Source organism: Paenibacillus sp. RC334 (assembly GCF_030034735.1).
GTDB lineage: Bacteria > Bacillota > Bacilli > Paenibacillales > Paenibacillaceae > Paenibacillus > Paenibacillus terrae_A.
Genome location: NZ_CP125370.1, coordinates 5119688 through 5132828, shown reverse-complemented (window position 1 = coordinate 5132828; position 13141 = coordinate 5119688). Strand labels below are relative to the sequence as shown.

Here is a 13141-nt window from a genome sequence, read left to right as displayed (position 1 = left end):
TGTGACATTCAAATAAAAAAACTTGAAGTTTGCTTTAATGCCTCTCTTTATGTACTTCATTCAACTTTTCAATTATCACGGGATTCGTTAAAAAAAAACTTCTGTCTAAGGCATCATAAATTAGAGTGAGTATATAAACCATTTATTTCTCTTCTTTCACATTATTGTATTATTTTAAGATTATTTTTAGGACGTATTTTACATAAAAAGAAACATTATTCATATGATTGAAACTCGATGAGGGGGATTGACATGGAACATACACCTACGATCCGCTCAAAGATAGAGACAGAATTGAAGCAAAGGGGCTATAGCTTTAGCAGCTTTAGTAAAATCTCCGGTATTAACCGTGGCACATTCAGCACCATGCTGAACAGTAACCCGCCCAAGCCGATCTCGGTTCGGCAGATGGACTTGATTACCAAGGCATTGGAATATCCTGAGGGCTGGCTGTATGAGTTGTACATAGATGAATGCTTTTACGAAGGAAAAGGGCATTGGAAGCGGATTAAGCCGTTTCTGTTGCGCTGTGTGGAGTTGAAGAAGCGCGACTTCATTCAGAAGGTTTTATCGAGGCTGACAGAGGATTTGTCCTATGTGCCGACCATATTTGAGCTTGCAGAAGAGTTGCATAAAGCAGGCAAGGAAAAGGAGACCGTTCCCTTTTACGAGTGTGTAGTAGAGAACGAAAGATATTATCACTCGGAGCGGCTAGCGATCAGTCAATACAGATTGTTTTGTTACTCGCTTACCGAAGATTTAGAAAGCAGCTTACAGGCTGCTATTATTTTTAATTCGTTCCGCAAAAGTTTGCCAGAGAATTATCAGTTGGATGGATTATTAAAGTTAACTAATGTTTATTTCAACGTAAGTAATTGGGAGGCTGCAATAAAGTATGCGACAGAACTCCGTACACTGGCTATAAGTGTCTATCATCAACAGGTTTATAACCGTTCAAAAAACAGGCAACTAGATAGCTTCGATACTGAAAAGCCTCTAGTCGTATACTATGGTTTAGGGTATTTATTGCACGGAAATGCGTTGGAGAATCAAGGATTGTATGAAGAGGCTTTAAAATTCATTCCCTATTATGAAGATTTAACATGGTTTGAGAGTCTGGATGAAAATGGGCTGCAAGGGGTGAAAAGACTCCAATTGTGGGCAAAGGCTAATCTTCTTAATTTAAAAGTTTTAATTGGAGAGGTCAGCAGTCTATCATCTTATGTCGAGCTTTTACAGCAAAATCCCCAAGAAATTTCTCATGGATTAATCACTATTATAGAGTCGGCAAATAAGTACAATTTCTCTTTAGAAAGTATTCTAGATGTTTTCTCTGAGGAAATTGGTGACTATAAGAAATTTGTTTCAAAATCTTCACACTATCAAATAAGCACTCTTTTATGGAATTATTCTCGCTTGTATTTGGAACTTGCGCGTTACTATTTCAATACAGGCAGATATTCAGAAGCTATTGATAATATAATCAAAAGCCTTAGAGTATCTTCTAAATTAAACACGAAGAGTACATTTATTAAGGGAGTAACCTTGTTATTCGAAAAACTAACAGGACATATTACACATGAACAACTTGCAGAATATGAAAAAGTACTTGAAGAAGTGCGTTATGGTATGAAGCAAATGGTTCCCTAAACTAATATTTATCTTGTTGTCTGACCACACAGGGGGGATGAACATGGAATATACACCTACGATCCGCTCAAAGATAGAGACAGAATTGAAGCAAAGGGGCTATACATTTAGCAGCTTCAGTAAAATCTCCGGTATTAACCGTGGCACATTCAGTGCCATGCTGAACAGCAACCCACCCAAGCCGATCTCCGTTCGGCAGATGGACTTGATTACCAAGGCGTTGGGGTATCCTGACGGTTGGCTATATGAGTTGTACATAGAAGAATGTTTTTACGAAGGAAAAGGGCACTGGAAACGGATTAAGCCTTTTTTATTGCGCTGTGTGGAGTTGAAGAGGCGCGACTTCATTCAGAAGGTTTTATCGAGGCTAACAGAGGACTTGTCCTATGTGCCGACCATATTTGAACTTGCAGAAGAACTACACGCAGAAGGAAAGGAAAAGGAATCAATTCCTTTTTACGAGTGTGTGGTAGAGAACGAAAGGTATTACCATTCAGAGCGGCTAGCGATCAGTCAGTATCGGTTATTTTCTTACTCCTTAAATAAAGATCTGGAGAATAATCGCCAACTGGCTATGAAATTTGCTCCTTTTCGCAAAAATTTGCCTGAAAATTATCAATTGGACGCTCTGTTAAAGCTGGCAAACGTGTATTTCCAAGTTCTTGATTGTGAGACGGCTGTACACTATGCGAAAGAACTAATGGTACTAGCTACAATTATTTATGAGATGCGGATTCAAGCGAGAGCGAAAAAGAGTGAAGTTAGAACTCTAAATACAGAAAGACATTTAATTGTCTATTATGGTCAAGCCTATTTAATTCAGGGGAATGCCCTCGAAAAGCAAGGGAAATATGAAGATGCTATGAGGTTCATACCTTACTATGCAGATTTAACTGGCTTCGAGGAACTGGATGAGCTTGGAATGCTAGAGGCGCGGAAATTTAAAATGTGGGCTAAAGCAAACCGTTTGAATTTAGAAATTCTAATGGGAGATATGACTAGATTACCTGCCTATGTTGATCTTATTAGGAATAATCCTCAGGAAATATTACATGGGCTATTGACCATTATGGAATCGGCCAATAATTACAATCACTCCATAGACGATATTCTTCTCCTTTTTGCAGAAAATATTAATGAGTTTAGGGACTTGCGTACAAATATTTCTTACTATCATACAAATTACAATCTGGTGACCTATTCCCGTTTTTTTCTTGAGCTTAGTCGCTACTATTTTAATAAAGGAAGCTACTTTGAGGCAATAGACAGTATGTTGAATAGTCTCAAAGCATCCTCACAGTTGAACGATAAGGCTTACTATATCAAGTCCATCACGTTGTTGTTTGAGAAATATAAAGATCACTCGACACATGAACAGCGGGCAGAATATGAAAAAGTGCTTAAAGAAGTAGAATATAACATCAAGCAGATGACCTCTTAGAACATAAAAGGGCTATGTAACCTACTACTAAGGTAGAGTAACATAGCCCTTTTGAAATATAATGTTCATGACCAATCGGGAAAAAAATATTTTTTTTCGTTATTCGCTGGGCTTATCGGGGTTACTTGCTGTAAGCCCGCTTTCTGAAGAGGTGAACAGTTCCTTCATTATCCGATATGCCTTATTTTGATCGGCTTCATTCTGCTGGGAGAGTAAATGGACACATTCCCATATCCAGGGCTGACTTTTGAGTTCTTCATATGGATTGAAGTCAAAAAATGCGAATACATTTGTTCCCAAGGCTTCGGCTATTTTCTCTAGTGTTTTGATCTGTACATTGACCTCACCACGTTCCAACTTGCCGATATAGGAACCTGTTGAATCGGATGCTTCCGCCAGTTGTTCTTGTGTAATACCACGCAACGTCCGAAATTGGCGGATTTTCGCTCCTATGAGATTTGTTGTTTCCATAGACATCCACACTCCTATAGTATGAGTGTAGACAAAGGTAGATCAAGCGTGGAGGTAATTGTATTGCCTAAATAGTATAATATTAAGTTCTTGAAAAGACTATTAAACACACATTAAATTCCAATATATATTAAAACGATGTAAAAAAGGGGTTGACCATCATCCAGTTTTTTCATATAATTTCTAGTATATTGTAATTGTTTGTCGAGGAGGGTGATTTTTTAAAATCATCTGAATACGCCGGGGGGTGTTTTTATTGGAAAATGCAACCACGATTCGTTCGGAAATTGAGAAAGAATTAAAACTTGGTGGTTACACTTTTAATAGTTTTGGACAAGCTACGGGTCTTAATCGGGGCATATTTAGTGCTATGCTTAACGGAAATCCGCCTAAACCTATCTCTGTAAGACAAATGGACTTAATTACTAAAGCGTTTAACTATCCAGAGGACTGGTTGTATGACTTATATGTAGATGAATGCTTTTATGATGGAAGACCTCATTGGAAAAGGGTTAAACCCTTTCTAATTCGTTGTGTTGAGGTGGGAAATCTGCGGTGCGTGGAGAAGGTACTTTCACGGTTAATGGAGGATCTTAACCACATTCCAACGATCTTTGCTTTGGCAGAGGAGTTGTATGAAGAAGGGAAGTTAAAAGAGGCAATTCCTTTCTATGAATGTGTTATTGAAAATGAGAAGTACCAACATTCCGAGAGGTTGGCAATTAGTCACTATAAATTGTTTGTAGCTTCAATAGGTCAAGATTTCGAGAAAAACTTGGAGTCTGTATTAAAATTTATTCCTTATCGTAATCGCTTACCCGAGAATTATCACTTGGACGCTTTACTAAAACTGGCTAATATATACTTCAATCTACATCAGTGGAAAGAGGTAGAGAAATATGCAGATGAATTGCGAAATCTTGCAACTGTTGTGTATAAGAATGAAGTTCAGAAACGGAAAAATAAATATAAGTATAAATGCTTGGTAACTGAAAGACCACTTGTTGTTTATTATGGGCAAGGGTACTTATTAAAAGGACTTGCATTAGAAAAGCAAGGGTTTTATGAAGAAGAATTAGAGTACATTTGTGGTTATAGTGATTTGAGTTGGTTTGAGGGACTAGATCAGGTTGGAATAATGGAAGTGGAAAAATTTAGGATATGGGCAGAAGCTAACTTGTTGAATTTAAGTGTAATTATGGGGAACGTCGAGAAACTTACTGAGTACGTAGAGTTTCTTAAGTGTAATCCTCAAGAAGTGTTACCTGGATTATGGACAATTACAGAATCAGCAAACAGACATGGGTTTTTAATAGATAACATTCTTGAAATTTTTGCTGAAGAATTGAAAACAGTTAGCTCAAAAGTGCATGTTAGGGAAAGCTATTATGAATCCACTTTTATTTTAGATAGTTGTGCTAATCTTTTTCAACAAATTGCAGTTTATAAATTTATACATTCTTCTTATTCTGAGGGTCTACATTATATTTTGCAGAGTTTGAAATTGTATTTCCAAATAAATAATAGAAATAGCTTTGCAGAATGTACTGCACTTTTTGAAAAGTATCGTATTAGATCTTCTGAAATTCAATTGTTAGAATATCAAAAAATTATGGAAGAGGTGCTTAAGAATGCGAAAGAAAATTCCCCTGCTTCTATTGCTTATAAGCTTGGTTAGTATATGGAATATTGGACATTTGGAAACTTACTATAAAGATACAAGTGGTATTAGTGTTTTTTATCATGGTGCAGGAGGTTAGGGTTGGGTATTTTTATTAATATTAAAGATATAAATAAGCCAATCCTCTCAGATTGGTTTTTTTGATTTATTCCGTTAAAGGGATGAAATGGGTTTTATTATATTATTAACCTGTAGGGAAGGTATCAGCTTGTAAACTAACTATAAATACCATACCAAACAGGAGGTTTGTTGATGTGAAATTGAAAGAATTGGAGGATTGCATCGAAGAAAAGCGTAAGGAATTAAATGATTTGGCGAAAGAAGTGGGATTGAAGGATCGACAGGTGTTGACCAAGTCTATGGAGTTGGATCGGCTCCTTAATTTGTACAGCGATTGGAAATATAGCTATCACAAGCAGAGCATCTCCACAACTTCACCAGTGCGAGAGAAGCAACACGAGTTTGCCTTATCTTATTGATTTTCCAGCATCATGACCAGGCTTTATCTAACTTCACCTTGGCTTCTAATACATAGTGGGAATATAGACTTAAACAAAATAACCTCCCTCATCTCTCGTACGCCGCTCTATACAACGCTGTTCGTACGGTTTATTGTTCTGCGTCATCAGAGCGGAAGCCATGTAGAACTATAAAATGTATACAAAAACCTCCCGGTTCACGTTGAGTGTGACTGAGGAGGTTTTTGGCATTTACTGTTGAAGCTGGCGCAGTACGGTAATTTCGACACGGCGGTTTTTTTGTCGTCCGGCCTCGGTGGTATTATCGCCAACCGGTCGTGTATCGGCATAACCTGCGTATTGAAATTCTGTAGGAGATAATCCTTCTCTGTCTAGAAAGAATCGAAGCACGGATAGCGCCCGTGCCCCGGAAAGCTCCCAGTTGTCCTTGTAGGTCGAAGCGTTCGAAGAGCGTGTGAACGGAATATTGTCCGTATGGCCCTCGATGCTGATCGGCGTTTTCAAATCCCGGAACAGACTGGCCAGCTTGGATAACGTGTTTGCAGAGCCTTGCTTGAGTGCAGCCCTGCCCTGATCGAATAAAAAGCGGTCGTTCAGGGTGATGACAATACCACGTGGCTGATCGGATACGAAAATCTGACCTTGCAACTTATTATCCGAAATATATTGCTCAATGACGCTCATCAGATTTTGCAGTTCTTTTTCCTGCTTGCGAAATGCCTGCTCACGTTCGGTCAGTTTGGTCGGTCCGGCTGCTTTGTTATCGGATGAAGGTTGCTTGGTTGTGGGCGGATTCTTGCTTGTGTAACGGTCAGCAGTACCCGTAATCCCTGAACCTTGCTCCAAAATAGAATCGCCTTTATGGAACGTATCCTGTAGGGATTGAACAACGACATCGTATTTTTTCGCATCCAGGCTGCTCATAGCGTACATCACGACGAAAAAAATGAGCAGCAGCGTGATCAGATCGGCATAGGTAATCATCCAGCGGTCACGATGGTCCCCGCCTCCTTGACGTTGGCGGCGCTTAGCGCGCGCTCTCATGGAAGTCCTCCTTTGGAGTAGCGTCCTCTGAACGTGAGCGACGAGGCGGCTTAGGCTCCAGATTTTGCTCTGAACGGATAAAGAACTCCAGTTTTTTGCGTACAAGCTTCGGATTCTCTCCGTTTTGGATGGCGAGAATGCCTTGCAGCAGTAAATCCATCGTGACCATTTCACTTTCGCTGCATGCTCTGATCTTGGATGCGATGGGCAGGAAAATCAGATTGGCGCTGGCAACGCCGTATAGTGTAGCGATAAAAGCGACGGCAATAGACGGTCCAAGCGCTGTCGGCTCGGTCAGGCTACCGAGTACATGGATCAGGCCCATCACAGTACCGATAATCCCCATCGTAGGGGCATAGCCGCCTGCAGATTCAAATATTTTGGCATATCCTTCGTACTTATGCTCAATGGTATCTAACTCGAGTTCCAGAATTTGTTTAATTTGTTCCTGCTCGGTTCCGTCAATGACCAGTTGAAGACCTTCGCGCAGAAATGCATTCGGATGTTCTGAGGAAATACGCTCCAGCGCAAGCACTCCGGATCGGCGGGAGGTGGCTGCCATGGAAACCAAATCTTCAATATATTGCTCGGAGAGGTTGTCCTCACGGCTAAAGGCCATCCGAAGGGCAGCTGGTATGGTCTTTAGTTTAGAGGCGGGGTAGCTGATGACCACTGCGGCGAGCGTTCCGCCAAACACAATCAGAGCCGATGTACCTTGAAGCAGCCCTGTAAATTGTCCGCCTTCCCATAAGAAGCCACCGATTAATGCTATGATTCCGGCGATGATGCCCAACACGATGGTGATATCCAAAATTTAATTCACTCCTATTCAAGACTTATCGTTTGCATCCAAGGAAAGAAAGAGGTATAATACGGGAACAAACATTCCTATCCAACCATATTTCCCAAGTATCATTGCTCGGGAAATATCGACATAGGTTTACAGGTAAAGACGTTTCAGCTCGACTGTTGTAGAAACATGATGTTTCCATTTTAGACGATAAGGGTGATGCAGGGCAATGAGTGATATCGTTGTTAGCGATAAGACTTTTGAAATTCAGTCGGAATTCCAGCCTCAAGGCGATCAGCCTCATGCCATTCTTGAACTGGTAGAGGGGATTACAAAAGGAAAAAAGCATCAAACACTGTTGGGTGCTACGGGAACGGGTAAGACGTTTACCATCGCACAGACGATTGCCAAATTGAATCGGCCTACTCTGGTTATTGCGCATAACAAGACTTTGGCTGCCCAACTGGCGAGTGAGTTTAAGGATTTTTTTCCGAATAACTCAGTCGATTATTTTGTCAGTTACTATGATTACTACCAACCGGAAGCATACATTCCGTCTTCCGATACGTATATTGAGAAGGATTCCAGCATCAACGAGGAGATTGATAAACTTCGCCACTCAGCCACAAGCTCTCTGTTTGAGCGTCGCGACGTTATTATTGTAGCGAGTGTCTCCTGCATTTATGGTCTGGGTTCCCCGAAAGAATATTCAAGCCTGCTGCTCTCGCTTAGAGTCGGCATGGAGAAACCCCGCAATCAGATTTTGTCCCGCTTGGTCGATATTCAATATCAGCGGAACGATATCAACTTCGTGCGGGGTACTTTCCGTGTACGGGGGGATGTTGTTGAAATATTCCCGGCTTCCCATGGGGAACACGCTATACGGGTAGAACTGTTCGGGGATGAAATTGAACGGATCACCGAGATTAATGTGCTTACGGGTGAATTGATCGGTGAACGTGATCATATTGCCATTTTCCCTGCATCTCACTTCGTTACTCATGAGGATACGATGAAGGTAGCACTGGTCAACATTGAACGTGAGCTTGAAGAGCGGTTAGTGGAGCTGAAGGAACAGGGGAAGCTGCTGGAGGCACAACGTTTGGAGCAACGTACCCGCTATGATATCGAGATGATGAAAGAGGTCGGTTTTTGTTCCGGCGTCGAGAATTACTCAGGTCCACTGACATTCCGCGAGCGGGGGGCGACACCGTATACGTTGATGGATTATTTTCCGGATGATATGCTGATCGTGATTGATGAGTCTCATGTTACGTTGCCGCAGATTCGGGCGATGTATAATGGTGACCAAGCACGTAAGAATGTACTGGTGGACCATGGTTTCCGTCTGCCATCTGCGTTGGATAACCGCCCGCTGAAGTTTGAAGAGTTCGAGGACAAGGTGAGTCAGATCGTCTACGTATCAGCTACACCAGGCCCCTATGAGCTGGAGAAATGCGAAACGACTGTACAACAGATCATCCGACCTACAGGCCTGCTTGATCCCATCATCGAGGTTCGTCCAAGCAAGGGACAGATCGACGATCTCATTAGCGAGATACGGCTTCGTATGGAGCGTGAGGAGCGGGTACTGGTCACCACGCTTACCAAGAAGATGTCTGAGGATCTGACCGACTATTTAAAAGAAGTGGGTATCAAGGTCCGGTATATGCATTCAGACATTAAGACACTGGAGCGGATGGCGATTTTACGGGACCTCCGCTTGGGTACCTTTGATGTACTGATTGGGATCAACCTGTTGCGGGAAGGACTGGATTTGCCAGAAGTATCACTGGTGACGATTTTGGATGCGGACAAGGAAGGTTTCCTGCGTTCCGAACGTTCGCTCATTCAAACCATTGGACGGGCAGCACGGAATAGCGATGGTCGTGTTATTATGTACGGTGACAAAATTACGGATTCTATGGATAAAGCGATAAAAGAAACCGAACGCCGCCGTGCGATTCAAATTCAGTATAATGAAGACCATGGCATTACCCCGCAAACGATTCGTAAAAAGATTCGTGATGTCATTGAAGCGACCAAGGTGGCCGAGGCACGTAATGATTACCTTCCTGGCGAGACAGGTAAACTTTCCAAGAAGGAGCGTCAGTCGCTGATTCAGCGTTTGGAAGCGGAGATGAAGGATGCCGCCAAGAATCTTCAGTTCGAACGGGCTGCCGAGTTGCGTGACGCTTTGTTGGAGCTACGGGCTGACTAAGCTTTCAGGGGCGGCTAGTAGCGCGAACACATTGAAAATGAAATGGATGATTGCTTTTGAAAATAGAGAGGGCGGCCCATGCGGTCGTTCTCTTTGCGATATATCACTTGCATGGGGTATTCCATTGCAGTATAGCATGACGTGAACTATGGCTAAGGAGATGAAACATTTGGCGAATGAAAGCATCATCATCAAAGGCGCAAGGGCGCATAATCTCAAAAATATTGACGTGACTATCCCAAGGGACAAATTTGTCGTTCTCACGGGGCTAAGTGGCTCAGGTAAATCGTCACTGGCTTTCGATACGATCTATGCAGAAGGACAGCGGCGTTATGTGGAGTCTTTATCTGCGTATGCGCGTCAGTTCCTGGGACAGATGGAGAAGCCGGACGTGGATTCCATTGACGGACTGTCTCCTGCGATTTCCATTGACCAAAAGACTACGAGCCGTAATCCGCGTTCTACTGTCGGTACGGTTACAGAGATTTATGACTATTTGCGGCTGTTGTTTGCCCGAATTGGTCACCCTCATTGTCCTGAACATGGCATTGAAATTACATCACAAACGGTTGAACAAATGGTGGACCGCATTTTGCAATACCCTGAAAAGACAAGGCTGCAGATTTTGGCCCCATTGGTTTCGGGACGCAAAGGTGAGCATAAAACGCTATTCTCGGATATTGCCAAGCAAGGCTTTGTACGGGTGCGTGTCAATGGGGAACTGCGTGAATTGTCCGAAAAGATCGAGCTGGAGAAAAACAAGAAGCATTCCATTGAAGTGGTTGTAGACCGGATCGTAGTGAAGGAGGATGTGCGTGCACGTCTGTCCGACTCTATTGAGACAGCATTGAACCTTTCAGGAGGTCAGTTGCTGGTGGACATGATGGGGCAAGAGGAGCTGCGCTTCAGTTCTAATTTTGCCTGCCCGATCTGTGGTTCCAGTATAGACGAGCTGTCGCCACGGATGTTTTCTTTTAACAGTCCGTTCGGTGCTTGCCCGGATTGTGACGGATTGGGCGTTAAAATGGTGGTCGACCCCGACCTGCTCATTCCTGATCCGGAGAAAAATGTAGAAGATGGAGCATTTCAGGCGTGGAGTGGAGGAACTTCCACCTATTATCCGCAATTTTTGCAGTCCGTATGCGAGCATTATAGTATTCCACAGAACATTCCTGTCAGCCAGCTGACCACGGAACAGATGAACACCATATTAAATGGAACGGGTGACCAGAAGATCCGATTCCGTTATGAAAATGATTTTGGACAACGCAAGGAAGCCTACGTGACCTTCGAGGGAATTATCCCGAATCTGGAGCGTCGTTATCGTGACACAGCTTCTGACGGTATCCGTGAATTTATTGAAGGATTTATGAGCGCAAAGCCGTGTAACACCTGTAAGGGACACCGTTTGAAGAAAGAAACTCTGGCGGTGACTATTCAGGAGCGTAACATTGCCTATGTAACTGATTTGTCCATCGGCGAAGCGTCTCAATTTTTCAAAACGCTGGTGTTGAGTGAGAAGGAACAGTCCATTGCCAATCTCATTTTTAAGGAAATTAACAGCCGTTTGGGATTTCTCGTTAATGTTGGATTGGAGTACCTGACCTTAAGTCGTGCAGCGGGCACGTTATCCGGTGGTGAGGCACAACGTATCCGGTTGGCGACACAGATCGGTTCCAGCCTGATGGGTGTACTGTATATTTTGGACGAGCCAAGCATCGGGTTGCATCAGCGGGATAATGACCGCCTGATTAGTGCATTGGAGCATATGCGGAATCTCGGGAATACGCTGATTGTGGTGGAGCATGACGAAGATACGATGATGGCGGCCGATTATATTATTGATATCGGTCCGGGGGCCGGAATCCACGGCGGAATGATCATGTCACAGGGGACTCCGCAGGAAGTCATGGAAGACCCGAATTCCTTAACCGGGCAATATTTGAGCGGACGCAAGTTCATTCCGGTCAATACCGAACGGCGCAAGCCTACGGATAAGTGGCTGGAGGTCCGCGGGGCCAAGGAGAACAATCTCAAAAATTTGAATGTTAAAATCCCGTTAGGTGTTTTCACGGCTGTTACTGGCGTATCCGGTTCTGGGAAGTCAACGCTGGTCAACGAAATTCTATACAAAACGCTGGCGCGCGATCTGAACCGGGCCAGAGTGCGTCCAGGTCAACATAAGGAAATTCGCGGGCTTGAAAATATCGATAAGGTCGTTGAGATTGATCAGTCTCCGATCGGCCGCACGCCGCGTTCAAATCCTGCAACCTATACCGGGGTATTTGATGATATTCGTGATTTATTTTCAAAAACAAATGAGGCCAAGGTCCGAGGCTACCAAAAAGGTCGCTTTAGCTTTAACATTAAGGGTGGTCGCTGCGAGGCTTGCAAGGGCGACGGCATTATAAAGATTGAAATGCACTTTCTGCCGGATGTATACGTTCCGTGTGAAGTATGCAAAGGTAAACGCTATAATCGGGAAACTCTTGAAGTGAAGTACAAAAGTAAAAGTATTGCCGATGTGCTGGAGATGACGGTAGAGGATGCGACAGAGTTTTTTGAAAATATTCCGAAGATTCATCGCAAGATTCAGACGCTGCTGGATGTAGGTTTGGGATATATCAAGCTGGGACAGCCTGCGACTACCTTGTCCGGGGGCGAAGCGCAGCGCGTGAAGCTGGCTTCCGAACTGTATCGTCGCAGCACGGGTAAGACGATTTACATTTTGGACGAGCCGACAACGGGGCTGCATGTTCATGATATTGACCGATTGCTGACGGTACTGCATCGTCTGGTAGATTCGGGAGAAACAGTACTGGTCATCGAGCATAATCTGGATGTGATTAAAACAGCCGATTATCTGATTGATTTGGGACCGGAAGGCGGTAGCGGCGGTGGAACGATTTTGGCTACTGGAACACCTGAGCAGCTCGTGAAGGTCGAAGAATCCTATACAGGACGGTATTTGAAGCCGATCCTTGAACGGGATACACAGCGCAGCCAGGCGCTTCAGACAGCCGATCTGTAGACGTCATTTAATGTAAGTTTTATAAGCCCCACACAGGTATGAAGGCAGAATACGAATTAGCGTATTCATTCCTTTGCCTTGGTGGGGCTTTATTTTGTAAAAAAAGAGAACTTTTATCCAAATCTTGCGTTAAAGCATGTGACACATAGTTTACCAAGCGCTGGAATAATAAATCTATACGTATATTCATCGGTAGAAAGTCTCTGAGCAGTCTCCATTTTGGAGTTTCAAATGTTTGGGCTCGGGCTTGAAGAGGTAAATATATAACTCATGATTGTATAGCATCGCATGAAGTTCCGTGCCCACGTGACAACCATTACAAGTTGAAGCGAA

The 13141-nt window shown here is 43.2% G+C and carries 9 protein-coding genes; 6 read left to right on the top strand and 3 right to left on the bottom strand.

From position 1 onward, the window contains the following. The first annotated feature begins 252 nt into the window (after positions 1-252). Positions 253-1650, top strand: coding sequence for a helix-turn-helix domain-containing protein (locus tag QMK20_RS23575; protein WP_283653508.1), 1398 nt, complete (start codon positions 253-255; stop codon positions 1648-1650). 43 nt (positions 1651-1693) lie between these two features. After that, positions 1694-3091, top strand: a complete 1398-nt coding sequence (locus QMK20_RS23570; protein WP_283653507.1) for a helix-turn-helix domain-containing protein — start codon at positions 1694-1696, stop codon at positions 3089-3091. A gap of 99 nt (positions 3092-3190) precedes the next feature. Here the strand turns inward: QMK20_RS23570 and QMK20_RS23565 are convergent, their stop codons facing one another. Continuing rightward, positions 3191-3562 carry a helix-turn-helix domain-containing protein gene (locus tag QMK20_RS23565; protein WP_283653506.1) on the bottom strand — a complete coding sequence of 124 codons (372 nt, stop codon included), beginning with the start codon at positions 3560-3562 and terminating at the stop codon, positions 3191-3193. A gap of 256 nt (positions 3563-3818) precedes the next feature. On the opposite strand from QMK20_RS23565, the gene QMK20_RS23560 reads away from it, so the two are divergent. Both QMK20_RS23560 and QMK20_RS23555 read left to right on the top strand, forming a co-directional pair. Beyond that, positions 3819-5240: a DNA-binding protein gene (locus QMK20_RS23560; RefSeq protein WP_283653505.1), complete on the top strand. Its 1422-nt coding sequence runs from the start codon at positions 3819-3821 to the stop codon at positions 5238-5240. Between the two features lie 257 nt (positions 5241-5497). Further along, positions 5498-5722, top strand: coding sequence for an aspartyl-phosphate phosphatase Spo0E family protein (locus QMK20_RS23555; protein WP_283653504.1), 225 nt, complete (start codon positions 5498-5500; stop codon positions 5720-5722). Positions 5723-5953: 231 nt separating this feature from the next. Here the strand turns inward: QMK20_RS23555 and QMK20_RS23550 are convergent, their stop codons facing one another. Then, positions 5954-6766: an OmpA/MotB family protein gene (locus QMK20_RS23550; protein ID WP_044646901.1), complete on the bottom strand. Its 813-nt coding sequence runs from the start codon at positions 6764-6766 to the stop codon at positions 5954-5956. Then, a complete protein-coding gene (locus QMK20_RS23545; protein ID WP_134912246.1) occupies positions 6750-7577 on the bottom strand; it encodes a flagellar motor protein in 828 nt (275 codons plus the stop codon). Before QMK20_RS23545 ends, QMK20_RS23550 begins: the two co-directional genes overlap by 17 nt. Positions 7578-7785: 208 nt before the next feature. On the opposite strand from QMK20_RS23545, the gene uvrB reads away from it, so the two are divergent. Next, a complete protein-coding gene (gene uvrB, locus QMK20_RS23540) occupies positions 7786-9777 on the top strand; it encodes an excinuclease ABC subunit UvrB (protein WP_283653503.1) in 1992 nt (663 codons plus the stop codon). A gap of 169 nt (positions 9778-9946) precedes the next feature. After that, the gene (uvrA, locus tag QMK20_RS23535; protein ID WP_283653502.1) at positions 9947-12808 is read left to right on the top strand and encodes an excinuclease ABC subunit UvrA; all 2862 of its coding nucleotides are present in this window, start codon (positions 9947-9949) and stop codon (positions 12806-12808) included. The last annotated feature ends 333 nt before the right edge of the window (positions 12809-13141 follow it).

What these genes read in the sequence shown, in the direction of transcription:
- uvrB (WP_283653503.1), top strand. Translation starts at nt 7,786, where the DNA reads ATGAGTGATATCGTTGTTAGCGATAAGACTTTTGAAATTCAGTCGGAA.
- QMK20_RS23570 (WP_283653507.1), top strand. Translation starts at nt 1,694, where the DNA reads ATGGAATATACACCTACGATCCGCTCAAAGATAGAGACAGAATTGAAG.
- QMK20_RS23550 (WP_044646901.1), bottom strand. Translation starts at nt 6,766, where the DNA reads ATGAGAGCGCGCGCTAAGCGCCGCCAACGTCAAGGAGGCGGGGACCAT.
- QMK20_RS23565 (WP_283653506.1), bottom strand. Translation starts at nt 3,562, where the DNA reads ATGGAAACAACAAATCTCATAGGAGCGAAAATCCGCCAATTTCGGACG.
- QMK20_RS23575 (WP_283653508.1), top strand. Translation starts at nt 253, where the DNA reads ATGGAACATACACCTACGATCCGCTCAAAGATAGAGACAGAATTGAAG.